General features: G+C 67.1%; 21 protein-coding genes. 7 read left to right on the plus strand and 14 right to left on the minus strand.

Annotated features, from left to right (window positions below):
* Window positions 1-5 precede the first annotated feature (5 nt).
* The 5 genes from AC5JCN_RS01145 to AC5JCN_RS01165 form a co-directional block, all read right to left on the minus strand.
* Window positions 6-665 (minus strand): ANTAR domain-containing response regulator, encoded by a 660-nt coding sequence (locus tag AC5JCN_RS01145; RefSeq protein WP_495753164.1) that lies wholly within the window; start codon window positions 663-665, stop codon window positions 6-8.
* Window positions 662-1,822: a transporter substrate-binding domain-containing protein gene (locus AC5JCN_RS01150; RefSeq protein ID WP_495753165.1), complete on the minus strand. Its 1,161-nt coding sequence runs from the start codon at window positions 1,820-1,822 to the stop codon at window positions 662-664. Before AC5JCN_RS01150 ends, AC5JCN_RS01145 begins: the two co-directional genes overlap by 4 nt.
* 559 nt (window positions 1,823-2,381) lie before the next feature.
* Complete coding sequence (locus AC5JCN_RS01155; protein WP_495753166.1) at window positions 2,382-2,591, minus strand: hypothetical protein; 210 nt, start codon at window positions 2,589-2,591, stop codon at window positions 2,382-2,384.
* 35 nt (window positions 2,592-2,626) lie between these two features.
* Window positions 2,627-2,887 (minus strand): DUF2171 domain-containing protein, encoded by a 261-nt coding sequence (locus AC5JCN_RS01160; protein ID WP_495753167.1) that lies wholly within the window; start codon window positions 2,885-2,887, stop codon window positions 2,627-2,629.
* Between the two features lie 98 nt (window positions 2,888-2,985).
* Complete coding sequence (locus AC5JCN_RS01165; RefSeq protein WP_495753168.1) at window positions 2,986-3,690, minus strand: FadR/GntR family transcriptional regulator; 705 nt, start codon at window positions 3,688-3,690, stop codon at window positions 2,986-2,988.
* 165 nt (window positions 3,691-3,855) lie between these two features.
* On the opposite strand from AC5JCN_RS01165, the gene AC5JCN_RS01170 reads away from it, so the two are divergent.
* The 3 genes from AC5JCN_RS01170 (at window position 3,856) to AC5JCN_RS01180 (ending at window position 6,673) form a co-directional block, all read left to right on the plus strand.
* The gene (locus tag AC5JCN_RS01170) at window positions 3,856-4,647 is read left to right on the plus strand and encodes a transporter substrate-binding domain-containing protein (protein ID WP_495753169.1); all 792 of its coding nucleotides are present in this window, start codon (window positions 3,856-3,858) and stop codon (window positions 4,645-4,647) included.
* 60 nt (window positions 4,648-4,707) lie between these two features.
* Window positions 4,708-5,379 (plus strand): amino acid ABC transporter permease, encoded by a 672-nt coding sequence (locus AC5JCN_RS01175; RefSeq protein WP_495753170.1) that lies wholly within the window; start codon window positions 4,708-4,710, stop codon window positions 5,377-5,379.
* A 73-nt stretch (window positions 5,380-5,452) separates the two neighbouring features.
* Window positions 5,453-6,673, plus strand: coding sequence for a cysteine desulfurase-like protein (locus AC5JCN_RS01180; RefSeq protein WP_495753171.1), 1,221 nt, complete (start codon window positions 5,453-5,455; stop codon window positions 6,671-6,673).
* A gap of 38 nt (window positions 6,674-6,711) precedes the next feature.
* Here AC5JCN_RS01180 and AC5JCN_RS01185 read toward each other — a convergent pair whose 3' ends face one another.
* From AC5JCN_RS01185 to AC5JCN_RS01210, 6 genes are all read right to left on the minus strand, one after another.
* Entirely contained in the window at window positions 6,712-7,548 is an 837-nt protein-coding gene (locus AC5JCN_RS01185) for a carbohydrate ABC transporter permease (protein WP_495753172.1), read from the minus strand.
* A complete protein-coding gene (locus AC5JCN_RS01190) occupies window positions 7,545-8,420 on the minus strand; it encodes a carbohydrate ABC transporter permease (RefSeq protein ID WP_495753173.1) in 876 nt (291 codons plus the stop codon). The genes AC5JCN_RS01185 and AC5JCN_RS01190 overlap by 4 nt, the downstream gene beginning before the upstream one ends.
* A gap of 139 nt (window positions 8,421-8,559) precedes the next feature.
* Window positions 8,560-9,369, minus strand: a complete 810-nt coding sequence (locus AC5JCN_RS01195; RefSeq protein ID WP_495753174.1) for a c-type cytochrome — start codon at window positions 9,367-9,369, stop codon at window positions 8,560-8,562.
* Between the two features lie 17 nt (window positions 9,370-9,386).
* Entirely contained in the window at window positions 9,387-11,159 is a 1,773-nt protein-coding gene (locus AC5JCN_RS01200; RefSeq protein WP_495753175.1) for a GMC family oxidoreductase, read from the minus strand.
* On the minus strand, window positions 11,152-12,039 hold the full coding sequence (locus tag AC5JCN_RS01205; RefSeq protein ID WP_495753176.1) for a gluconate 2-dehydrogenase subunit 3 family protein: 888 nt from the start codon (window positions 12,037-12,039) through the stop codon (window positions 11,152-11,154). Before AC5JCN_RS01205 ends, AC5JCN_RS01200 begins: the two co-directional genes overlap by 8 nt.
* A 66-nt stretch (window positions 12,040-12,105) precedes the next feature.
* On the minus strand, window positions 12,106-12,483 hold the full coding sequence (locus AC5JCN_RS01210; RefSeq protein ID WP_495753177.1) for a hypothetical protein: 378 nt from the start codon (window positions 12,481-12,483) through the stop codon (window positions 12,106-12,108).
* Between the two features lie 207 nt (window positions 12,484-12,690).
* Between AC5JCN_RS01210 and AC5JCN_RS01215 the strand changes: the two genes are divergently transcribed.
* Window positions 12,691-13,656, plus strand: coding sequence for a cation diffusion facilitator family transporter (locus AC5JCN_RS01215; protein WP_495753178.1), 966 nt, complete (start codon window positions 12,691-12,693; stop codon window positions 13,654-13,656).
* A 95-nt stretch (window positions 13,657-13,751) separates the two neighbouring features.
* Window positions 13,752-14,156, plus strand: a complete 405-nt coding sequence (locus tag AC5JCN_RS01220; protein ID WP_495753179.1) for a hypothetical protein — start codon at window positions 13,752-13,754, stop codon at window positions 14,154-14,156.
* A gap of 54 nt (window positions 14,157-14,210) precedes the next feature.
* On the opposite strand, the gene AC5JCN_RS01225 is transcribed toward AC5JCN_RS01220, so the two are convergent.
* Entirely contained in the window at window positions 14,211-16,589 is a 2,379-nt protein-coding gene (locus tag AC5JCN_RS01225; protein WP_495753180.1) for a patatin-like phospholipase family protein, read from the minus strand.
* Window positions 16,590-16,599: 10 nt separating this feature from the next.
* The gene (locus tag AC5JCN_RS01230) at window positions 16,600-20,217 is read right to left on the minus strand and encodes a hypothetical protein (protein WP_495753181.1); all 3,618 of its coding nucleotides are present in this window, start codon (window positions 20,215-20,217) and stop codon (window positions 16,600-16,602) included.
* Between the two features lie 447 nt (window positions 20,218-20,664).
* Between AC5JCN_RS01230 and AC5JCN_RS01235 the strand changes: the two genes are divergently transcribed.
* Together AC5JCN_RS01235 and AC5JCN_RS01240 are read left to right on the plus strand one after the other, a co-directional pair.
* Window positions 20,665-21,918, plus strand: coding sequence for a lysozyme family protein (locus AC5JCN_RS01235; protein WP_495753182.1), 1,254 nt, complete (start codon window positions 20,665-20,667; stop codon window positions 21,916-21,918).
* An 87-nt stretch (window positions 21,919-22,005) separates the two neighbouring features.
* The gene (locus AC5JCN_RS01240) at window positions 22,006-23,343 is read left to right on the plus strand and encodes an acetyl-CoA hydrolase/transferase family protein (protein WP_495753183.1); all 1,338 of its coding nucleotides are present in this window, start codon (window positions 22,006-22,008) and stop codon (window positions 23,341-23,343) included.
* A gap of 56 nt (window positions 23,344-23,399) precedes the next feature.
* On the opposite strand, the gene AC5JCN_RS01245 is transcribed toward AC5JCN_RS01240, so the two are convergent.
* Window positions 23,400-24,449 (minus strand): cupin domain-containing protein, encoded by a 1,050-nt coding sequence (locus AC5JCN_RS01245; RefSeq protein ID WP_495753184.1) that lies wholly within the window; start codon window positions 24,447-24,449, stop codon window positions 23,400-23,402.
* Window positions 24,450-24,606: the final 157 nt, after the last annotated feature.

Below are 24,606 nucleotides of genomic sequence, written 5' to 3' on the forward strand. Positions count from 1 at the left end.
CACGATCACAGGTGTCTCTTCGACGGCGCTGGCGCCGGCGCCGCCGGAGATTCAGTTTCGGTCGCGGCGTCGAGCCGCCCGATGAAAGCTTCGCTGTAGGCCTCGACGCTGAGCCGCTCGCGCATGGCCTCGCGCCGCAGCATCTCGTAGGCAGCGTCGTCGTCCATGCCGCGGCTGACGAGGGCGAGGATTGCCTTGACGAGGCCGCGCCGGCCCCGCCGGCGCTGCTCGTGGTCGGCGATGATCTCGCTCAGGTGCCGGCGCATGCGATACTGGTTGGTCCCCAGGAACAGCGCGGAGTAGACGCCCGACGGCTGCACGGGCTTGCGGATGAAGGCCGTCGCGCCGAGCGCGATGAGCGCCCGCAGCCGGCCGGGCGCCTCGACGCCGACGAGCGCGATGACGGGGGCGGCCGGCATCTGGCCGGCACGCCCGAGCGGCGGGACGCCGGGAACATCCGTGTCGCCGTCGACGATGATCACGTCCCGGTCGGCCTGGACACTTGCCGCCGTGTGCTCCAACGAGGCCTCGACGGCGGCAACGCGCTCTGCCGTGAGGCCGAGCCGTCCCAGAACGGTCTCCAGCGTCGCCGCCGTGGGATCGGCGATGCCGACGAGCAGGGCACGGTTGCCGCTGAAGTTTTGGACGAGGCGGGGGAGCGTCATCGGACCAGCCTCAGGCGGCTCGCCGGGCGGTCGAAGACGAAGCGGGGAGAATTGTCGAGCAGGTAGGGATCCGGCGCGGCCGGTGCCGATGCCTCGCGTACGATGTCGAAGCGCCCCTGCATGTTCGATACTCCGATCCGCGGCGTCAGCCAGGCGTGAAGCGTGTCGGGGTCGATGTGGACAGGGCCCTGCGGCGCCTGCAGGCGGAGCTTCACCACCGCCGCGCGCACCGCCTTGACGTTGTCGGTCCCGGCCTCGGCCAGCGCACCGCCGAGCAGCATTGCCGCGACGAAACTTGCCTCGGCGTCGGCAGAAGCCGCGGGGCCTCCCGGGAACCTGCGCTCATAGGCGGCCAGGAAGCGCTCGTTCTCGCTCGACCGTATCGATGAGAAGTACACGCTGGAGCTGATGTGGCCGGCGACTGCATCGCCGCCGATCGCCTCGAGCTCCGGCTCAGACAGGCTGCAGCTCGCCACCGGGCAGTCCGCGGGCTGGTCGACGCCAAGCTCTGCACAACGGGTCCGGAACTGGCGAAAAAAGGCGTATGCCGACGTGCCGATCAGGGTGTTGAAGACGAAGGCCGGCTGCAGTGCCAGGATATCCTCGATGATCGAGGCAAAGTCGGTCTCGCCGACCGGGACGTAGCGCTCGAAGGGCACCGTGCCGCCGCGCGTGAGGATCGTCTCGCGCATGATCCGGTTGTTTTCCCAGGCCCAGATGTAGTTGGACCCGAGGCAGACGACCCTGTCGCCGTGACGGGCGACCATGTGCTCGATCAGCGGGACGATGTGCTGGTTTGGAGCGGCACCCGTGTAAATGACGTTGCCCGACGTCTCGAACCCCTCGTAATGCGAGGGATACCAGAGCAGGGCGTCGTGCTTTTCGATGAGAGGGATGATCTCCTTCCGCGAGGAGGAGGTGTAGCATCCGACGACATGCCGGATGCCGTCTGCCAGCAATTCCGCGCAGAGCGACTGGTAGCGTTCCAGGCTCCCGCCGGGATTGGCTTCCACGGCTTCGAGATGCACATCGGACTGGGCCGAATTGAACTCCTCGATCGCAAGCAGCGCGCCATTCAGCATGGACTTCGCGACGACACCGTAAGATCCGGTCGTCGAGAACAGCAGTCCTACTCTGTATTGCCGACGAGTGGCCATGAACCGTCCATGCAAAAGCCCCCGCCGGCTCAAAAGCCGAAGGGGGCGACATTGCCGATTATGTGTCCCAGGAGATGCGACGACTATCAGGCGATCATTGCCCAGTGTCACGATTACAAGGATTGGCCACTCGTCCGCATTCTGTCAAGCCCAAAAGCGGGCCCGCCCGTTCTTCGAGCGCTGTGCGCCGGCCGTGGGCAATCAAGCGTGATCTTTGCCGTCTTTCGCAGCGGCTTCTGTCGTCCGGATGGGCATTGTGAGGAGCCGCGCGGAAGAATTCAATCGATTCAGATGCGGAGTGTGATAGCGGAGCGGAGGGGAGTGGCAGCCTGCGACAATCCGCGCGGGGCGGCTCGGCCGGGCGGCCGGCGTCACGCCAGCCAGCGCTTTATTGCAAATGGTCGATCAAGAGCGCGAAAACGAGTGCGCAACCGGACGCGGCGCCGGCCAGACCCCAGGCGAGAAACAAAGCGGCGGGCATTGCGATCTCCGTGTCGCGGACGACCGTAGCCCAGCCCGGACGGCAGCGGCGTGCGCCGTGGCACACCGCTGCCGCGATTCACCCGCCGCTGGACGTTGCCTGCCGGATCAGCGCGAGGGCCCGATCAAAATCGGGGGCCGTGCCGCCCTGACGTGAGAAATGCCCGCCTTCGCCGAAATCGGCGGGGAACAGCCGTGCCGCTTCGGAAAAGAACTCCTGCTCTGCCGCAGCATCGCCGCCGCGGGCCTGATCAGCGAGGGATTCAAATTTCTGCAGAGTGTCGCTCATGGGCGCACCTCCTGTCCGGTTTGCCGCTCGCCGCCTCAGGCCACCGGCGTTCCCGGCTCTTCCTCCTCGAGGGACACGGCGACGTCGGCATTGGCCGAGAGACGAACCCGGTTGCCTTCGACCTCGGCAACAATTCCGAGCGGCACAAAGTGATGGTGCCCCTGGTGCGACCCTTCACCGCTGTCGGCCTTGGTCAGCTTGATCCGATCGCCCTCGATCCGGTCGACAGTGCCGACGTGAACTCCGTCAGCGCCGATCACTTCCATATGCTCCCTGATCTGGTCGGTCGCGGCCATGCTGCTCTCCTTTGTTTGATTGCTCAGGGAGAACGGGCGGTGCGCGCTAAGGTTCGCCGTGACGCGAAGGTAAGTTGCTGTCTGGCGCGGATGTGAAGTCAGACAGAGAGCGGCACCCCGAGCCGTCTCGCCGACCCAAGGATATGTGCGCGCATTGCTGCTGCCGCCGGCTCCGCGGTTCCCTCCCGAACGGCGTTCAGGATGGCGAGATGCTCCTCCAGCGTCTCGGCGAGCGAGAGGCGGGATGCCATGGGTGCGCGCTGCGTCGCCTCCATCGCGTCCCGCGCGGAGTGATACATGGCGGCGATCAGGGGATTGCGCGCGGCATCGATGATCGCGTCGTGGAACAGGCTGTCGGCCCTGGCCATGGCAACGAGGTCGCCTGCCTCGACGGCTGCTTCGAGGGCCGCGACGCTGCCCGCCATCCGCAGCAGCTCGGCGTCGTTGCGCCACAGGGCCGCGAGGGCCGCAGCCGTCGTTTCGAGAGCGAGGCGGGCCTCGTAGACGTCCCGCGGTTCAAAGCCGGATTGGGCGAAATGGCGGAGAGGCGGGGCAGGGACCTCGGACACGAAAACTCCGAGCCCTGGCCTGATGTCGACGAGGCCGAGCGTCTCCAGAACCGACAGTGCCTCCCTCAGAGAGGCCCGGCTGATACCCCAGTGTTCGGACAGCGTGCGCTGCGAGGGCAGCCGCTGCCCGGGCTCGAGCTCACCTGCACGGATCTTGTCCTGGATGCGTGCGGCCACGTCGTGCGGCACCATTGTTGCCGAACGCCGCCCGCCTTTCGTGAACCCGTCCAGCACCGCAGGCCTCCGCGCTGGTCCCGCTGCCCAACTCTGCGTCGTCGCGCCACCCGAACCGCCCAACGAAGCAGCTTGACCTGCTCAGCCGCAGCCGGTCAACTCTGCTGGTCAGACCGGTCTGACCGCAGCTGTCCAGCGTTGCGATGTGAGAAGGGAAGGGACCGCATGCTTCGCCACCTGAAGTCATTGACCATCGGCCTGGCCGTCACGGCCGTCCTCGGATCCGCCGCGCTGGCGGAGGGAAGCCTCAAGGTCGGAGCCAATGTCGGCAACGTGCCCTGGGAGTTCCAGGACGCCAGCGGCACGATCGTCGGATTCGAGATCGACCTCGTCAACGAGGTCGGCAAGCGCAACGGCAAGAAGGTCGAGATCGTGAACATCCCCTTCCAGGGCCTGTTCGCGGCTGTCCAGTCGGGCCAGATCGACGCTGCCGTGTCCTCGATCACCATCACCAAGAAGCGGCTGGAGAGCGTCTCGTTCGCTCAGCCCTACTATGACAGCGACCAGTCGCTCACCGTGACCAAGGCCTCGGGTATCAAGAACCTGGCCGGCATGGACGGCAAGACCGTGGGCGTCGACACCGGTTCGACCGGCGACATGTGGGCGACCCAGCACCAGGCCGATACCAAGATCAAGGAGATCCGCCGCTACGAGGGCCTCAACCCGGCCATGCTCGACCTCGCGGCCGGCCGCATCGACGGCTACATCTCCGACATCCCGGCGCTGCTCTACTACGTGAAGGACAAGCCGCAGTTCGCCGTGATCGAACGCATCAAGACCACCGAGCAGTACTCGGTCATGACGGCCAAGAACTCTCCGCTCCTCGCCAAGATCAACGACACGATCACGGCGATGAAGAAGGACGGTTCGCTGGCGGCCATCCACAAGAAGTGGTTCGGTACCGACCCCGATGCGGGCATGGCGACGGCGACGGTCCTCGACATTCCCAAGCTCTGACGCCAAAAGCAGCCTCGCGGTCGCGGAACGTCTCCGCGGCCGTGAGGCGGCTGGCAGCTCATGAACATCTTCGACACCTTTCTCAACCCGCGCGTCTTCGTCGAGACGTTGCCCCTGATCCTGTCGGGGCTGTCGACGACGATCCTGCTCGGCATTGTCAGCATCGTCTTCGGCTTCGCGATCGGCCTCGCCTTGGCGCTCGCGCGCCTCTACGCCCGCCTGCCGCTCCGCTGGCTTGCGATCGCCTACATCGACTTCTTCCGGGCGATCCCGATCCTCGTCCTGCTGATCATCGTCTATTACGCGCTGCCCTTCGCCGGCCTCCGGCTGCCCGCCTTTACGGCCGCGGCGACGGCCATTTCGATGGTCGCAGGCGCCTACAGTGCCGAGATCATCCGGGCGGGCATCGAGGCCGTGCCAAAGGGGCAGTTCGAGGCAGCGCGCGCGCTGGGGCTGCACTCTTGGCTCGTCATGTCCAAGGTGGTGCTGCCGCAGGCGCTGCGCATCGTCGTGCCGCCGATGACCTCGAACGCGATCAATGTGATGAAGGACACGGCGCTCGCGTCCGTCGTCGCCATGCCGGACCTTTTGAAGCAGGCGACGCAGGCACAGGCCCTGGCGGCCAACCCGACGCCGCTGATCGTCGCTGCGGCGATCTACGTCGCCATCCTCCTGCCCCTCGTGAGGCTCGTCGGCCACATGGAGAAGGGCTGGGCGAAGGGCAGGGCCTGACGCCCCCGCAACCGGGCCCCGCCCGCTACGTTCCGGAACACCGCATCAGAACGGACCAACGACAATGACATCCATGTCGGCTCCCGCCCTCGACCTCGCCTTCGTGCGCTCGCAGTTTCCGGCCCTGCAAGCGAGCGACTGGGCCTTCTTTGACAATGCCGGCGGATCGCAGGTGCTGCGCAACGTCGCCGAGCGGGTGGCGGACTACATGCTGACGACGAGCGTCCAGCTCGGCGCGAGCTACGACGTTTCCGCCGAGGCCGGCGCGAAGGTGCGGGAGGCCCGCTCGCGTATCGCGACCCTGCTTGGCGCCTCGCGTCCCGAGGAGATCGTGCTGGGACCCTCGACGACGCAGATGATGCGCAATCTCTGCGCCGCGATGGCGGGGCAGTTCGCGCCGGGCGACGAGATCGTGCTCACCGATTTCGACCACGAATCCAACATCGGCCCGTGGCTGCCGCTGCAGGAGCGGGGCGTCGTCGTGAAGTGGTGGTCCATCCGCCCCGACATGACCGTCGACCTAGCGGATCTCGATGCGCTGCTGACGGACAGGACGCGCCTTGTCTGCGTGACGCACACTTCGAACATTCTGGGCACCATCAATCCCATCCGGGAGATTGCCGGGCGCGTGCATGCCGCGGGAGCGCGGCTCTGCGTCGATGCCGTCGCCTATGCGCCGCACAGGGCGGTCGACGTGGTGGCGAGCGGGGCCGACTTCTACCTCTTCTCCTTCTACAAGGTGTTCGGCCCGCACTTCGCCGTGATGTGGGGCCGGCACGAGCAACTGCTGGAACTCGACGGCCTTTACCACTGGTTCTACGGCCGCGAGATGGTGCCGATGAAGCTGGAGCCGGGGAACACCAACTACGAGCTCGCCTGGGGAAGCGCCGGCATTCTCGACTACGTAGAAAAGCTGGGCGGAGCGACTGGCCGTGACGGCGTCACGCGAGGGTTCGACGCGATCGCCCGGCACGAGGAGACGATTGCCGCCCGTCTCCTCGACTATCTCGGCTCGCGCAACGACATCACGCTGGTCGGCGAGAGGACCGCTGACCGGGCGGTTCGCGTCCCCACCGTGTCGTTCAAGGCGGCGGGGCGGAATTCGGCCGAGATCGTCCGCGCCATCGACCCGCACCGCATCGGCATCCGCTTCGGTGACTTCCACTCCCGGCGGCTGGTCGAGCGTCTCGGCCACGCATCCGACGCTGGCGTCCTGCGCGTCTCCATGGCGCACTACAACACGGTCGAGGAGGTCGACCGGCTGGTTCATGCGCTCGACGAAGCGCTGCGCTGATTGCTGGCGAAAGCGGGCCTGCCGGCCTGATCCCGGTCTCAGGTCCGGATCAGGAACCCCCTCGCGATGTGATTGCGCACGAACCAGAGCATTGCGAGGCCGGGGATCAGCGACGCGATGGTCATCGCCATCACGAGCCCCATGTCGGTCCGGAAGCCGAACAGCGCGTTGATCGCCATGGTGATCGGCTTGCCCGCTGTCACGGTGAGGATCCGCGCCAGCACGACTTCGACCCAGGAGAAAACGAAGCAGAAGAACGCCGCGATGCCGATGCCCGGCGCTATCGCGGGGATGAGATGGCGAACGAAGAAGTGCGGCAGGGAATAGCCATCGAGAAAGGCCGTCTCGTCGAATTCCCGCGGAACTGCGGAGATGAAGCTCTCCAGGATCCAGATCGCGATGGGGATGTTGAACAGGCAGTGCACGACCGCGATCCCCACCGGCGAGTTCACCAGCCCGTACTGTGCAAAGACGATGAAGATCGGCAGGGACAGGACGACCGGGGGCGTAATGCGAAACGCCAGCAGGACGAAGAAGACGTGCCTGTCGCCGAGGAAGCGGTAGCGCGAGAAGGCATAAGCGGCCGGAAGGCCTGCCGCGAGGCAGAGCGCGACATTCAGCAGCACGTAGACGAGCGAGTTCAGGATCGCCTCGCGGAGCGCCGGTGTCGTTGCGATGGCCCGGTAGTTGACGAGGCTGAGCGTCCCTTCGGGGATGCCGTCCCGCGGAATGGTGGACGTGAAGCTGACCATAAGTGCCTGGGTCAGCGGGAGCAGGACGAACAGGCCGAGCAACGCGACCACCAGGATCGAAAGAGCTCTGCCGCTCCAGGACCTGGCGGCCGAGGACCCGGCGGCCGAGACGCCGGATCTCATCGTGCGAACTCCTCGCCCGCTGTCCGGCGCGCCTCGATTGACGTGCGGAAGGCCCAGGCCACGGTCAGCACGAGCAGGAAATAGACGACCGACCTCGCAGCAGCGGGGCCATAGCTGAAAGCATTGATCTCCTCGCCCAGGTCGAGCGCCAGGAAAGCCGTGGCCTCGTGGGGCCCGCCGGCGTTGATGCGGAACGCCTCGGTATAGACCATGAAGCTGTCCATGAAGCGCAGAAGCACCGCCATGGCGAGCACACCGCCGATTTTCGGCAGTTCGATGTAGCGGAACACCTGGAAGCGCGAGGCGCTGTCGATGGCGGCGGCCTGGTAGTACACGGCTGGAATGCTGGAGAGGCCTGCATAGGCGAGCACGACAACGAGGCCCAGCCAGTGCCACGTGTCCATCACGACGAGGACGATCCATGTATGGAACGGGTCGAATTTGTAGTCAAAGCCGGTACCGAGCACCTGCAGCGCGTGTCCCAGGCGTCCGCGCGCGGGATCGAGGAGGTCGATCCACAGGATTGGGATCATGTTCCACGGCACGAGCAGCGGCACGGCCATGAGGAGCAGGACTGCGATGCGCCAACGCCCGAGCCGCTGGATGAAGAGCGCGATGGCCACGCCGAGCGGGATCTGGACGCAGAGCACGATGAGCGAAAAGGCGAGGCTTCGGCCCAGGCTGGCGTAGAAGCGCTGTGACGAAACGATCGCCTCGTACCACTGCACGCCGACCCAGAACGGGTTCTGGATCGTGAAAATGTCGAGGAAGGAGTAGTTGACGACGGCGACGAGGGGGATGAGGCCGACGAGAAAGAGAAGAAGGCCGGCCGGGATCAGGAACAGCCACGCCCGATTGTCATAAGGTCTCATGCAGGTGTCCTGATCCGGCCATCCAGCCGCGCTGCGTCCGGCCATGTCCCGGGAATTCCCTGGGACTATCGCTTCCTTGGCTTTGGCCGGCTAGATCCACCCGCCGCCTGAGTGCCTCGCAGCGTCGAACGGCTGTGCCTCACTCCGATGCCGGCTGAGCCTTGTCCGGGGCGTTGCCCGGCGCCGCTTCGGGCGGGAGCGACTGGAAGTACGCCGAGACCGCCCGCATGTCCTCATCGCTCAGCTTGCCGGCGATCTCGCGCATGACCGCGGCCTGGTCGTTGTGGCGCTGTCCCGCCTTGAAGGCCTGGAGCTGGGCCGCCGTGTAGCCCTGCCATTGCCCCGCGAGCGCTGGATAAAGCGGCGGCTCGCCGCGGCCGCCGGGACCGTGGCAGTTGCCGCAGGCCTGGACTCCCCGTGCGCCGTCGCCGATGGCGGTGCGCCCGATGATGGCGAGCATGCGTCCGGCGGCAATATCGCCGTCCCGATCGCCTGATGCGGCCGTTTTGCCCTGCGGCTGCGGCTTAGCGCCACCTTCCGCCGCACCGGGATCCTTCCCCGACGCGGTCGCCTGCTCGTCCTTGTCGCCGGCCGGCTTCGCCGCGCTGGCCTTCAGGCCCGCGAAGTAGGCCGACGTGTCGAGCCGCTCCTGCTCGGTCAGCGCCTGTGCGATCGGCGTCATGATGTCGTTCGGGCGGGTGCCCGACGCGTAGTCCTGCAATTGTTTCCAGAGATATGCGGCGGGCTGGCCTGCAAGGCGGGGGAATGGGCCGTCGGGATCGCCGCCGCCCTGTGCGCCGTGGCATTGGGCGCACGGCGCCGCGCCACCCTGGGTACCCTGCGCTGCGATGGTGGAGCCGCGCTGAGCGTCCGGCGGCGTGCTGGCCTGCTGCTGCGCCATCGCCGCCGGCGCCGTCAGCGCGAGTGGCATGGCCAGGGCGGCCAGCATGGGAAGGCCGCGCATCCTCACGGTTGCACCAGCGGCCCGGGCGAGCGCAGATACTGGCTCTTGAGGGCATCGGCCGCCCAATAGGCGAGGGCACCGACGGTGTCGGTGGGATTGTAGGACGCGTTCTGCGGGAACAGGGCCGCTCCCGTGACGAATACGTTCGGCACGTCCCAGCTCTGGCCCCAGCGATTGGTGGCGCTCGTCTTCGGGTCGACGCCCATGATGGCCCCGCCTGTGTTGTGCGTGGTCTGGTAGGGCACCACGGAGTAGGGCCCCGTCCGAGGATTTGCAGTGAGCCTCGGCGCCCCCATCCGCTGGCCGATCTCGGCCGCCCGCGCCGTCACGTAGCGCGACATCCGCAGGTCGTTTTCGGGGAAGTCGAACGTGATGCGCAGGAGCGGTTGGCCGAAGGCGTCCTTGTAGGTCGGGTCGAGGTCGACGTAGTTGGAACGCCGCGCCGACGATTGCCCGTGCACCTGCAGGGCGCCGGTTGAGTTGTAGTGCTTGGCCACCGCCTTCTTCCACTCGGCTCCCCAGCGTGGTGTGCCCGGCGGGGTCGGATGAAACTCGATGGGCCGGGCGCCGCTCGTGTATGCGCAGATATAAGACCCGCCGACGAAGCCGAGGCCCGAATGGTCGAAATTGTCCCCGACATAGTCGGAGATGACAGTCCCGAGGGCGCCGGCGCCCATGAACTGGTTCAGTGCGACGTCCTCGTCGAAGAACAGCGTCACCGAGCCCATGGTCTGGTAGGCGTAGTTGCGGCCGACATTGCCCTCTCCGGTCTTCGGATCGTAGGGCGTGCCGATGCCCGACAGCAGCATCAACCGCGGATTGTGGAACGAGAACGCCGACAGCACGACGAGGTCGGCCGGCTGCTCGATTTCCTCCCCCGTCGCCACGTCCACATAGGTGACACCGGTCGCGTGCTTGCGGTCGGCGGTCAGGTTCACGCGCGTGACGTGTGCGCCGGTGCGCAGTTCGAAGTTCTTCTGCTGCAGCAGGACGGGCAGCAGCGTGGTCTGCGGGCTCGACTTGGCGAAATGCTCGCAGCCGAAGCGCTCGCAATAGCCGCACACCATGCAGGGCTCGAGCCGCACGCCCTCGGGATTCGTGTAGGCGCGCGTCATGTTGGCGCTGGGAACCTGGTAGGGGCTGTAGCCGAGCTCCATCGCCGCCCGCGCGAAGAGCGCGCCGAGATAGGCGGGTTCGGTCGGCGGGTTGGGATAGTCGCGGCCGCGCGGCTCCTCGAACGGATTGCCGCCCGGGCGCTTCTCGCCCTTCACATTCCCAGCGTAGCCACCGACACCGAGAAGGTACTCGAACCGGTCGTAGTGCGGTTCGAGATCGGCATAGGTCAGGCCCCAGTCCTGCACCGCGAGCTCGGGGTCTAGCGCATTTTTCCCGTATCGCTCCTCGTTGTGGGTGCGCATGCGGAAGTCGAAGTCCTGGAAGCGGAAGGTCTGGCCGTTCCAGTGGACGCCGGCGCCGCCGAGATCGGTGCCCGGCAGGAAGGAGCCGAGCTGCCGCATGGGCAGCGCCTTCTGGTCCGGCGTGTTGCGGAAGGTGACCGTCTCCTGCGACAGGTCCTGCATCAGGCCGTGCCGCACGGCGTAAGCGAGTTCGTCGTGCATGCCGGGGGACTGGAAGTCGGGGACCGTCTGGCGGTTGCGTCCGCGCTCGAGCCCGACCATCTCGACCCCGCTGTCCTTCAGTTCGCGCGCCATGATGGCGGCCGTGAAGCCCACGCCGACGAAGACGACGTCCTTCCGGGGGAGGGTCCTAGCCACGATTCTCGTCTCCCCTCGTGTGGGTCGGGCCGCCGTGAACGGGGCCCGGCTGGTGCTCGTGCCCGCCGTCGGCGATCGACATCGGCTCGCGCGTGAAGGGCTGGCCGTGATTGGTGTAGACGCCGAGATAGCTCGCATACGCGCCGGGGAAGCCGATCATCCGCCATCCCGCCATGTCGCGGTTGCCGCCATAGACGGGGTCCGAGAGAAAGCCCTCGATCGTGTTGGCCAGCAGGGTTTCGAAGAAGATCGCCGACGGGATCGACGCGAGCTCGACGCGTCCCCCTTCGAGATCCGAAAGCAAGGCATCCTTCTCGGCGTCGGACAGCCCGGCGAAGGCCGACGAGGCTCGCCGGCCCGGGCGGGCCCTGGCCTGCTTCGTGTTCCCTGGTTCGCCGCCACCGTCGCCCGCCCGCCGGCGTGCCTCGTCCTCGATGGCCGGAATGGCGCGACGGTAGAGCTGAGCGGGGGTGAGCGCGAGCTGGTAGCCCTGGGTCGGGAGGCCTGCCTCCCAGGGTCCGGACTTGTAGAGGCGCGCGCCTTGTCCGTAGGCCCCTGCGAGCTGGCGGTCGATGTAGGTGGGGACGCCTGCGTCGACCGCGCCGGGCCACTTCTCATCGGGCGGGATCAGCCGGTCCACCGCGGCTTCCAGGAACGCCGCCTCAGCTGGATTGAGAAAGAGATAGGGCTCGGCCCGGGTTCGCTTGCCGGCGCGCGACGCTTTTCCAGCCGGGTCGCCGTGATGTTCGTGTCCATGACCATGGCCGTGAGGATGGCCGTGTGGATGCCGTTCACGCGCCTCGAGGCCGGCGGGGAGCGCCGCGCTGGCCCCGATGGCGCCGGCGACCTGGAACAGGGTTCGGCGGGAGACGTCAGTCATGCGGGGCTCCGATTTCAGCCGGGCGACAGATGTCGAGTTCGCGACGCAGCCTGCCGGGATGCGTGATCACTGGGCAGCGTTTCCGGCAGGGAAGGTTGGCGGCGGACCTGCCTTGCCGCGTTCGGTGCAGGTACGCCGGGCCGCTTCGTCCTTGATCGGGTCGCAGCCGAAGGTGACCTGGCCGATGGCGATCGGCCCCGCCGGAGCGTAACCGGCGGCCTGCCGCGGGCGCATCGAAGCAGGCAGGGGAATGCCCTCGATGATGTCGCCGGAGGGAACCGAGGTGACCGAATCCGTGGACAGCACAGGGACCGGGTGGCCACTGGTGTGCGGCGCCTGCGCCGAGGTGCTGCTGTCCTGGCCTTGTGCGAACGCCGGGACGGGTCCGGCGAGCAACGGCACGAGGACGGCGAACGCCGGGCCGAGCCGTGAGCATCGCGCCAAGGCGCGCCTCGTTTGGGATGTCATGGCGGCGCCCTGCTTCGGTCGTTGCCCGTGACTGCCAACGGTTCAGCCCATTGATCGATCCCGCTCGTGCGGTCAGCTGGAGCCGTTTGTACGTCATCCGGCATCACGCTTTCGTGGGTCGCGCCGGTTCGGTTGGGGCAGGAACCAGCCCAGCCCGGCGGATGTTGACGCCGCGGAGGGACGATGGCCGCTGCGCGTGATTCCAAATGGGTGGTGTACGCGGCGCTCGCCGGCAATCTCGCTATCGCTCTCACCAAGTTCGGCGCCGCGTGGTGGACGGGCTCCAGCGCGATGCTGAGCGAGGCGATCCATTCGTCTGTGGACACCAGCAACCAGGCCCTGCTGCTCCTCGGCATGCGGCGTTCCGCCCGGCCCCCGGACCGTACCCACCCCTTCGGCTACGGCATGGAGCTGTATTTCTGGTCCTTCATCGTCGCCCTGCTGATCTTCGCGTTGGGTGGCGCATTCTCGATCTACGAAGGCATCCACCGGCTGCGTGAGCCAGAGCAGATCGACGACGCTTGGGTTGCGTTCGCGGTGATCGCGGCCTGCGTGGTATTCGAAGGTCTGTCCTTCCGGGTCGCCTGGCGTGAACTCAAGCGCCGCTACCCCGGCCTTTCTCCGCTCGGCGCCGTGCGGGCGAGCAAGGATCCCAGCGTCTTCGCCGTGCTCCTGGAGGACGGCGCGGCGTTGGCGGGGCTCGCGGTCGCGGCGGCCGGCACCGGCCTCGCGGTGTGGCTCGGCGACCCCCGTTTCGACGGCGCAGCCTCGATCCTGATCGGGTGCCTGCTCGTTGCCACCGCCGCCCTCCTCGCGCGCGAGACGCTGAGCCTCATCACGGGGGAAAGTGCATCGCGGGACGTTCTGGACCGCGTTCGCACAGTGCTGTCGCAGGATGCGAGGGTGGAGCGCGTCGACGACCTGCTCAGCATGCATCTGGGCCCTGGCAACATCCTCCTCGCAGTCTCCATCGACTTTCGCGACGATCTCACCAGTCCGGAGATCGAGGACGCTGCCCGGGCCCTGGAGGCAGACCTCCGCAAGATCCATCCGTCCATCGGCAAGGTCTTCCTGCGCCCGGTGGATGGCCCGCCTCCCGCGGCTGCTCCGGAGGGAGACCGGGCGGAAGTGCTCACCGGGACGGTCTGACCGCACTGCGGCGAACGGCGTCCGGGCTGGCGGTTTGGTCCGCCACACCGTGCGTTAGCATGCTAAGGACGCCGCGCAGCGAGAGGAGGTCCGCTATGGGACTGGTGGCATTCGTGGTCGAGCAGGTGGGCGGGGAAACCGGCGCCGCGATCGTGCGGGTTGGCGAGGCTTCCGGGCCGGACGCCTTCTCGCGCGCGGTGGACGAGATGCGCGCCACCGGTGCGCTGTCTGACCCCTCGGCGGTGTCCATGGTGTCCGACCATTTCGCGGAGGTCGCGCTCTCGGCGTGGCTGGTTCGCGAGGAGGAGAAGGCCGAACAGGCGGCCGCAGCACTTCTGTCGGTGCGCGGTCAGCCTCACCTCATCGTCAGAGCGAGCCGCCTGCAAGGTGACATCGAGATCACCGCCATCGAGCCCATCGACGCCAAGAGCGACGACGAGGCGGAGGACGTGTTCTCCGCGACGGTGGAAAAGGCGCTGTCGACCAAGCCGGGGCAGTGAGTCCGCCGCTGGCCGTTCAGTCCGCAGTTTCGTCTCCGGGCACGGCGCGGGAATTCACGCAGCGCTTCGCGGCTCCTCCATCACAGCTGGTTCGGGCGCTTGTTCGCCGTGCGAGACGGCGCGTGGCAGCAGTGCCGCGACCTCGGCGAGCAGCCATGGCCGGTCCGCCTCGAACGCGGCGACCTCGTCCTCGCCGGCGATGAAGCGGTGCATGGCGTGCTCGCCAAGCGCGCGGTAGGCCTCGAGCTGCTCCTCGCTGAAGAGCTGGTCTGCCGTGCTCTCCTGCGGGAAGTCACGGTGCCGCGTCTTGTAGCCGGCCACATAGTCGTTTTCGTCACCCGTGACGGACGCCTTGACGTAGACGAGCACGCCACGCTCACGCGGGCCTTCGGGATCGCGGGACGGCGGATAGTCGATCACGCCGAGTGCGACATGAGGGCCGTGCCGGCGCTCCGGGAAAGTACCCTGCCGGATGCTGGCGTCGACGGCCCGAATGGCCTCAGCGATCGGCCTGACATCCATGATGATCCTGATGCCGAGGTCGATCCGCGCGAACCGCTCGAGCTGCTGGAGGGACAGGCACTTTCCCTCTGGATCGGCCTCGCCGTCGACGATCACGATCAGACGGCAGCGGCGGCGCAGGAGCTCGTAGGCGCCGAGGTTCTCGATGTGCCCGCCATCCGTGAGGAAGACGAAGTCCGAGGGCCGCCCTCCGCGCCGCTTCCACCGCATGGCACGGTCCGGCACCCATGGCCGGAAACCGGACTTGGCGAACGCCTCGCGCAGCAGGTAGCGCGGGCCGGGACGCGTCGACCGGACACCGAGTTCGGCGTCACGCTCGATGGCGAGCGGGTGCGTGACCCAGCGCCCCAGCCTGACATTGAGAAAGGCGATGGTGGGCGACAGGGGGCGGATCGAGGCCATCCCCATGTTGGGTGCCGCCGCCGCGCCTGAGATAGCCATGGCCGTGCCGATGTTGAGGCCGTCGACGACCCGCTCCGCTGCCGCCGTGGGAACGTAGCCGGTCAGCCGGCTTCCGATGAAGAGGGGGCTGAAGAGGAAGAAGTCGGCATTGCGTCCACGCTCGTTCGCCTCCTTGGCGCCGGGCACGTTCAGGGCGGTGTTGACGAGATGGTAGGGGGCGTGCGGCGTCACCGCCGACAGGGGGAACTCGTCCTCCTGCACGATCCGCCCCTGCTCGTCGCTCGACACCAGGAAGGCGCTTCCGAGCCGGTCGCGGTAGAGCTGGTGCAGCGAATTGGCGTTGACGCTCAGGAACGGCCATGTCGCCAGGCACACGGCCGCCAGGGCAGCATAGGCTATTCCGGGCCCGACGGCGGTGAACGCCCAGGCGATCGAGGCGGGAACATTCGACCAGCGAAGCACGGCGTCGCAGGATCCGCAGTCGACGCCGAGTGCCCACAGGGCCAGCTGCATGGTGCAGCCCCATAGCAGCACCGGCACGATCAGCGCGATCGCCAGAAGCACGACCCGGCTGAGGATGCGCTTGCCGAGGTCGCCCCATGTCTCCAGCACGTCGGTGGCCGCCTTGGCCGCGATCGGTTTGAGGTAGGGCACGACGAAAGCGAGGAGTGGCGCAAGCGCCGAAAGCCAGAGCCAGCCCCAGCCGAAAATCGAATTGTCGATGAGTTCGGGCATCGACCGTCCGCCGGGTACGACCCTGTCCCGGGCTTCCCGGAGGATGAGGGGGTGCAGGTCGAAGATGACGAAAACGCCGATCAGGAGAGCCAGAATGCCTCCGGCCCAGGCCGCCACCCTGCGCCTCTGCCCGGCGATCCTGACGAGGGAAACAAGGATGGCATAGCCAACCAACGCAAGCCCCGCCGCGGGCAGCAGCAGCGTCGAGAACGGGAGCATCCTTCCGGCCAGCCAGTCCGGCCCGGCCTCGCCGGCATAGAACCGCCTGTTGATCTCGAAGGCGCCGACAAGCACCAGCGCCGCGAGCAGCATCAACGGCAGGAGCGTGAGGGCGTTCACGGTCATTCCGCGCAGATACACGGCGAGGAAGCTGAGCACCGAGGGGAGCCCGTCCTTCACGAGATAGCGGGAATTGTCGCGCAGGTGCTGCGTCTCTGGCGTTTCACCCGGGTCGGCGCCTCCGCGGCAGAACGGAAACAGCCCGGCTTTGCGGGTCATGCCGATCGTCGTGGCGGTGCCGACATAGCCGCCGCCCGACACGGTTGAGAGGTAGTCCACGTGCCGCAGGCCGACGAGGCAGTTCAGCGCCTGCAGCACGCCGAGAGCGAACGATGCGGATCTCACGCCGCCTCCCGACAGCGCGACGCCCGTCAGGCCGAGTTCGGCGGAAGGTGCCGGCGCCTCGGCCGGAAGGCCGGGGCGGCCTGCGAGGTCGCGCCGGCGGCTCAGCCACTCGAGCTCCCGTGGAAAGATCGTCTCGAAGGTCTCGGGCATGCGATCCTCCTCACTTCAGGTCGAAGGTGCGCCAGCCGCGACACTGCAACGGCTGTGGCTGGTCATTGTCGTAGGTGAAGCGGCTGCGTGTCCGGAACGTCACCGGCACGGGCTGGGGCCAGTTGCCTTCGCGGATCCTGTCATCGCCGGGCTTTCTGATCCGGCCTTCGAGGATCGGGCACAATCCGGCCAGCACGTAGTTCACGGCGCCGGCGCCGATGGCAGCGGTGCGGGCACCGTAGAGGTCGCCGTCGAGAAGGTAGGTGTTGGCGAGCCGCTGGATCGCCCAGGCGCGGTCCGTTGCGGACGTCTCGTTCTGGATGCGGTAGTCCAGGCAGGCGCGCACCCGCGACAGCCGGTCGGGATGCCTTGCCGTCAGATCCGCCAGCGTGAGCAACTGGTCGGGAGTCCATTCCACGATGGCGGCCGGGCACCTGGCCTCGGCCGGGGCGCACAGAAGCTGCTCGGTGAAGCGGTCCTGAATGTCGGGCAACCCGGCGAGCTGCGCCGCCTTGGCGAGTTGCAACCACGCGCCGGTCGCTTCGCGGTCGCCGGCCACGAGCGTGCATTCCATGGGGCCCTGCTCGCCGGAGGCGCGCGTGACCAAATCGGCGCCGCGGCCCTTATGACCGACCCTTTTCAGCATCTCCACGGCGGTCCAGAGGTGTTCCAGCCGGATCTTGCCGGTGCAGGTGCTGGCCGGATCGCACTCCGCCGCAAGGCGCTCCTGCGCCAGCGCGATGTCGGTGGCGAGCGTGGCCAGTGCAGGTCCTGCTGAGCGCTTGTTTTCAGCTTCGCGATAATAGACGTCGATGACCGGCCAGAGCACGCCGTCGCCGGCCGTGTCCACGGTGTGCGGGAGATTCCGGGCCATTTGCTGCACGGTGTGCACGAGCGGGTCGTCGGCCAGCGCTTCGCCGGTGACCGCGAGTTGGATCGCCGCCGCCTTGGCCACGCGCCGCCGTGCCGACGACGAAACGCGGCAGGCGTTTTCGGCCGCATGCATCTGCTGTTCGAGCGTGCCTGCTGCATCGAAACCCGTGCCTCGGCAGGACTTCGCCAGCGTCGAGGCGTGCCGGGGCAGAAGCTTGTCGACGACCCGGATGTACTGCGCGTTGCCGATGGCCGAACCGATCTCTTCGACCGCGGTCTGGACAGCCGTGCAGCCCCGTGGAACCGGGGCCGCATGGAGCAGGTCGGCCAGCTTGGTCATGGCCGACGCGCAAGATGTCTCTGCCGTTTCGGCATCTCTCGCCAGGGCCCCAGCCGCTCCGTCCGTCCCGTCGCGCGCCAGTGCGAGGAGGTTCATGGCGGTGTGCCGCCGTTGCGCCTGCTGGTCGGGGGGCTGGTCCGGCGCCTCGTCCCACGTCAGCACGTCGTAGCCGGTGTCGGTGAGGAAGGCGCGGATCCAGGGAGCCGTGCCGTCTTGCTCACCCTTCCCGCAGCTGCCGTTCCGCGCCGCTGCCGCCTTTGCCGCGACCGTGAGGGCTATGTCGGGCAGCGAAGCGGCCACGGCGATCTGCGCCGTCATGCGCGCGGCGGCATCAAGGTCCGTTTCCGCGCAATCGAGCTGGTTCCAGCGCGTCGCCGCATCGATCGCGTCGTCCTTGGACACGGATCGGCCGGCCGCCACGCGTCCGGCCATCCAGCTCAGCCGGGCCAGCGCCTCCATGCGGCGCTCGCTCTCCTGGTCCGGTGCGGCTCTCCGGCTCAACGCCGTGCGGCTGCCACCAAACTGCTGCGGCTGCCCGGCGAAGCCGGCGATGAAGGCAAGGCGCTGCGCCGCGACGGCCCGCGCGTTCGGCTCGACGAGTGCCTCGGCAGCGGTGCGCGCCACGTCGGAAGCCGGATCGCTGGCCGCCAGCCTCGCGAGGAATGCGCCGACCACCGGGCTGTCGCTGGTGGCGAGTGCGCCCTGCCGCGACGGATGCTCGGTGATGAAGCGGACCTGCATCTCCGTCCGGAGCGGGCGGACCAGCGTCATGTAGCCCACGAGGCAGGTCGTGAAGACGGCGAGGCACCCGATATCTGCCATGATCACGCGCGACCAGTGAAGAAGCATGTGCCGCTGCTGCCTGGATGCATTCGGCTCGTACACACCCTCCCGAAGCGGGGGATGCTCATGCTTCACATCCGGGTCGAGGATGCGGGCTGCGACACAGTCGAGAACCTCGGCGCGGGCCAGCCTCGGCGGGTCGTTCCCGGGGCCTTCCTCGGTGAAGTAGGAGGTATGGATGACGGCGTCGAAGGACAGCCTATGGGCGAGTTCGTGGACGGCCGCGTCGATGTCCCGGTTGACATACGCAGCTGCCAGCCACTGGCGCAGCTGGCAGAGCAGGTCCGCTCCCTTGCGATTGGCCGCGTCGCTCACGGCATTCCCCAGAAGACGCTCGACCCGCTCGCAGCGCTTGGTGAGGACCCGGGGGGCCACGCCGCTGGACCGGACATGGGCGCCGGGGAGGTCGTCTCCCTGAACGCCGGTCATCGCCGTTTCCCAGACGAACTGGTCGGCGAGCAGCCTCAGGACCTCGATCGGGGCGAGGATCAGGCGCGTCGGCCTGTGGTCCGCATAGGCCCGGGGCCGGGGAACGATGCTGGGTGCCGGCAGAAGTGCGCAGCGCAAGGCCGCAATGGCCTCGTCGTCGGGATGATAGATCGGCAGCCAACGATCGCCATAGGCGTCCGCGGCATCCCGCTCGGCCTGCCGCTGCTGGGCGCGCCACCAGCCCAGCCCAGTGGTCCAGCTGAACCAGGTCGCCCCCACGCAAAGCGCAAGCGAGCCCACCGTCGCCAAGGCCAGTGCGAGCGCCTTGATGGCCTCCCCGGCCACCAGGAAAAGGAAGACGGACAGGAACAGCCAGCCGATGATGGCCGCGGTGGTTACGGGGACGGTCGGAGGATCGGGCGGTGCAGGAGCGGCCCGACCGGTGGTGACATAGCTGAGGGGTTGCAGCAGCCCCAGCACGGTGAGGGCCAGGGCGACGGCGGCGGACGCCACAAAGGCCGCCAAAATCAGTCGGAAGAAGATCTCGCCGGGGTCCAGCGCCATGGCCCTGCTGGCGAGGACAGAAAGGCTCTCGAACTGCCATGGGACGGCATGCCGCAACACGGTGCGGGCACTGTCCCCGTCGAGGGCCAATGTGCCCCAGGCCCCGACGCAGATCGCGAGCCAGATCAGGACGAGCACCGCCGCGATGACGGCGCCGACCAGTTCGACATGGGCGGGCACGAAGTCCTGGAACGGCGTCCCGACCGTGGTCCAGCTGCGCAACCTCTGCAGCGTGCGAGGGCCGTCGCCCCGGCGCGCGGCTGCGTAGACCAACGCCTGCCAGATCACCGATCCGCCATGGCTGTGTCCGACGAGGTGATAGTCGCGGCCTTCTTTCTCCAGGCTGTGCAGCATGTCCAGGAGGTCGCGCGCGCCCTCGCGTCGCAGCGTTTCCGAGTTGGCGCCACCCTTGCCCCATCCGAAGTCGATCACCTCCGCCCCGGTCGCCTCGGCGAGCCGCGAGCGGAAGGGACTGCCCTCCTGCCACCAGGTTTTTGGCTTGCCGTCGCCCGCAGGATGGCCTGCGAACGTTCCGTGAAGGAGAATGACGAGGGGAGGCTTTCGTGAAAGCGCGTGCATGAATTCCTCCGGCTACGCGCGAGCCGCATATGGCCTTCGCGCAGTCAAAGACGTCGGCGCTCCATTCCCTTCCGGATTCCAGACACGTGATGCCAGCCGGGAGACCTGCGTCAGTGTCGGCAGGATTCCAGACAGTCGTCTGGATCTATTCTTTTCATGTTCTGCCTCCTGCGTTCCAATCAGATCAGCGTGCAGGAGCTTCGGTTCACCGATGTTTTCGGCGCGGTATGATTTGTTTTGACCGCTCTCGAGTCAATACGCTGAAAATCTTTCAAAATTTACTTAAGTGTTAAGCCGACTTTATTCGATAAGCCAGAAGTGACTGATATTACTATAAATTCGGCATACTTAACGTAATTGTCAGGCATCATTCTGGTATGTGCGTTTTATCACATCCTGATTTCGAGTGTTGATCCAGAATAGGTGACCTTTGCGATGGAGCACGCGATGTCGACGACTCTGTCCAGACCCGCCATCCGGCTGCTCGACTTCATCGCCTCGTTCGAAGCTCCACAGGGCTACGGGGTCATCTTCGGGAATAACCAGCGACGGCTTCCCAGCCCGCTGACCAGCATGACGCTCGGTGAGGTGATCGCCGCACAGGCGACGTGGACCAAACTTTTCGGGTCGTCCGCGGCAGGCCGTTACCAGTTCATGCGGGCGACGCTCGTCGGGCTTAAGAAGGAGCTCGGGCTGGCCGACAGCCTGGTGTTCGGGCCCGACCTGCAGGACCAGCTCGGATTCCGGCTCCTGCAGCGCCGCGGCTTCGACGCGTTTATGGCGCGTCGCGTCTCGATGGCGGGCTTCGGGCTTGCCCTCGCGCAGGAATGGGCGTCGTTGCCGGTGCTGGAAGGTACACGCGGCCAGCAGCGGTTCGTGTCGAGGGGCCAGAGCTACTACGCGGGCGACGGCCTCAACAAGGCGCTCGTCAGCCCCGAACGCGTTGAGGCCGCCCTGGTCGAGGTGCTGGCGCTCGCAGGCGCCGCTTCCGTTCCATCCGCCGTCACTCCCGCCGTCGACATCAGACCGGAGGCCCCGATGACCACCAGTCCCGTTCCCATCGCCGCTGCGCCCCTCCCCGAGCCGCTGGACCCGAAGCCCTGGTACATGTCCAAGGGGGTTGTCGGCGGTCTCGTCGCGGCGGCCGTTCCCCTGGTCTCTCTGTTCTTTCCCGCGGCACGCGTCATCGACCCCGTCACCGCGACGGACTGGCTCATGAAGATCGTGCAGGTGGGAGGGCCGGTGGCCGGAGGCCTGCTGGCAGTGCTGGGCCGCGTCCAGGCCACGCGCCCCATCTCGGGGACGGCAGCGGTCGACACGATGCGGGAGGCGGTTGCGGAGGCCACGGTACCGGGCGCTCAGGTGGCGCCGGACCTCCTGTCCATGAGCGTCACCCAGATCGAGCGGCAATTGCCGGTGCTGCTGCAGAGCCTGCAAGGCATCGGCGCTGTCGCGCAGTCGGCACTCGCCAACCAGCCGGGTGCCGCGCCGGCGGCAGACATCCGCCCCGCGCCGGATCCAAGACCGGTGGCGCCACAGGACGATGGCGACGGCCTCTCCGCCGCGCAGATCAAGGCGGCGCTGCAGCTGTTCCGGGAGGTCGCCGCGAGCGCCCCGGTGCTTGCCGGCGCGCTAGCCGATCGGAAGGTTTCCAACCGCGCTCAGATCGGCGCGATCGGGAAAGCACAGGTCGCCGGGTAGCACTGCAGGCCTCTTGCGATAGCGATTGACACCTGAGAAGTTGCCCACGCGAAATGTTCAAGATTGAACATCGCGGGGGCAACGCCGATGCCGCAGAGGAAAGCCCGGGAAGCCGCGCAACGCATTTCAGCGGAGCAGGCCGCCGCTCTCGTTCGCTCGGGAATGTGGCTCGACTACGGGGCCTGCCTGGCCCAGCCTGACGTTTTCGACAAGACACTGGGCGAGCGCATCCAGTCCCTCACCAACGTGAAGATCCGCAGTTGCCTGTCGACCCGCCCGAGGGCCGTGATAGAGGCCGATCCGGATGGGCTGCACGTCCATCTTTTCAGCCTCCACTTCTCCGGCTACGACCGCAGGAAACACGATCTCGGACGGTGCAACTACCTGCCGGTCAATCTCGGCGAGATCCCTGACTACTACCGCCGCTTCATCGACCCCGTAGACATCGTCGTTCTGAAAACGCGCCCGGTGGATGCGAACGGCTTCTTCAATTTCGGCGTCTCTAATCTCTGGCACCGCGCGGTGCTGGAGCGCGCCAAGCTCGTCATCGTGGAGACCTGCGAGGCCGTTCCGCACGGGCATGGCGACGAGAACGGCATTCACGTCAGCGAGGTCGACTACATCATCGAAGGCGACGGGGCGCCGCTGAGCGAACTGCCCAACCCGCCCCCAAGCGCAGCCGATCGCGCCGTGGCGAAGCTGATCGCGGCGGAGGTGGAAGACGGCTCCTGCCTCCAGATCGGGATCGGCGCCATGCCCAACGCGGTGTGCGGGCTCATTCTCGACAGTGGCGTGCGGGATCTCGGGATCCAGACCGAGATGCTGACCGATGGCCTCGTCGATCTCTACAAGACCGGCCGTGTGACGGGCAGCCGCAAGGCCGTCGATCCCGGGAAGGTCACCTACACGTTCGCACTGGGATCTGCCGAACTCTACCGCACCATCGACCGCAACCCGGATTTCCATTGTTGCCCGGTGGATCACACCAACCTGCCCGAAAACATCATGCGCAATGACCGGGTGGTCTCGATCAACAACACGACGCAGATCGACTTGCAGGGTCAGGCTGCCTCGGAGTCCGATGGCCACCGGCACATCAGCGGCACGGGCGGACAGCTGCAGTTCGTGCGCGGGGCCTATGCTTCAAAGGGCGGCAAATCGTTCATCTGCATGTCCTCGACCTACGACAAGAGGGGCGAGCCGCGCAGCCGCATCGTGCTGAGCCTGACGCAGGGGAACATCGTGACGACGCCGCGCTCCGACATCATGTACGTCGTGACCGAGTACGGCATCGTGAATTTGAAAGGGAAGTCCGTGCCGGAACGGGCCAGGGCGCTCATCGGCATCGCCCATCCCGACTTCCGCGAAGATCTCGAGCGGCAGGCCTACGAACACCGCCTCATTCCGCGGGGCGTGACCTTCTGACGATCCGGCATGACGCGGGATGTGAGCAATCCCGATTTTCCGCGGTCGCTGCCACGTCAGCCGCGGTCGAAGTGACCGCCCGGGTTCACTCGCCGGACGATCAGCGGATCGTTCGGTGTGTCGGGGAAAGGCGGCAGCCTGTCGCGCGGCAGGTCCAGCGCGGCGGCCAGCACCACCTGCGGGATGGCTGAGGCGGAAGCGCGGTAGCCGATGTCCCCGGGCGCGTCCTGGTCGAAGAAGATCAGGAAACGGATGTCGTCGTCGTCCAGCACCTCGATGTGGTGGGGATATGCGGGCGGAATGAAGTAAACGTCCCCCGGCGCGAGCTCCCACGTGTCGGTTTTGCCGCCAGGATGCAGCAGCGTCATGCGGGCGTGGCCCGCCATGACGTAACCCATCTCCGCCGTCCGCGGATGCCAGTGCGGCTCGCGCATGCCGTCGCGTGTCACCTGCAGCGAGTACATCGCGATGTTCTTCAGCACCGGCCAGAACTGGCTGCGGGCCAGCCGCGCCCGGCCGTAGCCGAGCTCGATCGGGGCGGACTCGCCCTCTATGTCGAACCTGTGCGGGTTGCCGCGACTCGCATCCGGGGGAATGACGGCCGGGCCTGCCCGGCGCACGATGTAGGCGCCTTCGGTCGTGCGCGGCATTGCGGCGAAGGCGGAGGCGGGAAGGGAATAGGCATTGCCGAGCACGGCGTCGCTCATGGCCCCGATGGCGCCCTGGAGCATGAAATCTTCGGGCCGCTCATGGCGGAAGGCGATGATGAACTCCGCCGCCGAAGTCCCGACATTGTCGATGGCGTGCAATGCGCCGCTCTCGACGAAGAACATCTGGCCGGAAGTGACCGTGAACGAGGAATACGTGCTCTCGTTGCCGAGAATGGTGACGATCGCCTCGCCGGTCACGCAATAGGCGAGCTCGGCGCAGTTGGCGTGCCAGTGCGGCGCCCTGACGGCGCCAGGCGACAGGACGAGCCGCTTGATGGACAGGCTGCGGAGGATGGGGAGTTCGTCCGCGGTCACACGGGTGACCTCGCCCAGCTCCGACCGGAATACGGTGCGCCCGGCGGTCAGCGAGGTGTAGGGTGCGTCCTTTTCCGACATGGGCATCTCCGGCCGGGGTCAAGCCACTCTATCGGGCGCGTTCGTCATGTCACGGTCATCGTGTGGAGCAAATGTCCGGAGCCGCGCCTTTTCGGGCTGCGACGTCGCGCCCGTGCATCGCCAGCCGGCTCATGAGCGTTATAATCACGGGGGGCTT

The sequence above is a fragment of the Alsobacter sp. genome (assembly GCF_059501845.1).

Excerpts from the sequence above, each read along its gene's own strand:
- AC5JCN_RS01185 (WP_495753172.1), bottom strand. The coding sequence starts at position 7,548 with ATGAGATCCGGCGTCTCGGCCGCCGGGTCCTCGGCCGCCAGGTCCTGG.
- AC5JCN_RS01150 (WP_495753165.1), bottom strand. The coding sequence starts at position 1,822 with ATGGCCACTCGTCGGCAATACAGAGTAGGACTGCTGTTCTCGACGACC.
- AC5JCN_RS01170 (WP_495753169.1), top strand. The coding sequence starts at position 3,856 with ATGCTTCGCCACCTGAAGTCATTGACCATCGGCCTGGCCGTCACGGCC.
- AC5JCN_RS01160 (WP_495753167.1), bottom strand. The coding sequence starts at position 2,887 with ATGGCCGCGACCGACCAGATCAGGGAGCATATGGAAGTGATCGGCGCT.
- AC5JCN_RS01245 (WP_495753184.1), bottom strand. The coding sequence starts at position 24,449 with ATGTCGGAAAAGGACGCACCCTACACCTCGCTGACCGCCGGGCGCACC.
- AC5JCN_RS01145 (WP_495753164.1), bottom strand. The coding sequence starts at position 665 with ATGACGCTCCCCCGCCTCGTCCAAAACTTCAGCGGCAACCGTGCCCTG.
- AC5JCN_RS01195 (WP_495753174.1), bottom strand. The coding sequence starts at position 9,369 with ATGCTGGCCGCCCTGGCCATGCCACTCGCGCTGACGGCGCCGGCGGCG.
- AC5JCN_RS01175 (WP_495753170.1), top strand. The coding sequence starts at position 4,708 with ATGAACATCTTCGACACCTTTCTCAACCCGCGCGTCTTCGTCGAGACG.
- AC5JCN_RS01235 (WP_495753182.1), top strand. The coding sequence starts at position 20,665 with ATGTCGACGACTCTGTCCAGACCCGCCATCCGGCTGCTCGACTTCATC.
- AC5JCN_RS01215 (WP_495753178.1), top strand. The coding sequence starts at position 12,691 with ATGGCCGCTGCGCGTGATTCCAAATGGGTGGTGTACGCGGCGCTCGCC.
- AC5JCN_RS01190 (WP_495753173.1), bottom strand. The coding sequence starts at position 8,420 with ATGAGACCTTATGACAATCGGGCGTGGCTGTTCCTGATCCCGGCCGGC.
- AC5JCN_RS01205 (WP_495753176.1), bottom strand. The coding sequence starts at position 12,039 with ATGACTGACGTCTCCCGCCGAACCCTGTTCCAGGTCGCCGGCGCCATC.
- AC5JCN_RS01240 (WP_495753183.1), top strand. The coding sequence starts at position 22,006 with ATGCCGCAGAGGAAAGCCCGGGAAGCCGCGCAACGCATTTCAGCGGAG.
- AC5JCN_RS01220 (WP_495753179.1), top strand. The coding sequence starts at position 13,752 with ATGGGACTGGTGGCATTCGTGGTCGAGCAGGTGGGCGGGGAAACCGGC.
- AC5JCN_RS01180 (WP_495753171.1), top strand. The coding sequence starts at position 5,453 with ATGTCGGCTCCCGCCCTCGACCTCGCCTTCGTGCGCTCGCAGTTTCCG.
- AC5JCN_RS01230 (WP_495753181.1), bottom strand. The coding sequence starts at position 20,217 with ATGCACGCGCTTTCACGAAAGCCTCCCCTCGTCATTCTCCTTCACGGA.
- AC5JCN_RS01225 (WP_495753180.1), bottom strand. The coding sequence starts at position 16,589 with ATGCCCGAGACCTTCGAGACGATCTTTCCACGGGAGCTCGAGTGGCTG.
- AC5JCN_RS01155 (WP_495753166.1), bottom strand. The coding sequence starts at position 2,591 with ATGAGCGACACTCTGCAGAAATTTGAATCCCTCGCTGATCAGGCCCGC.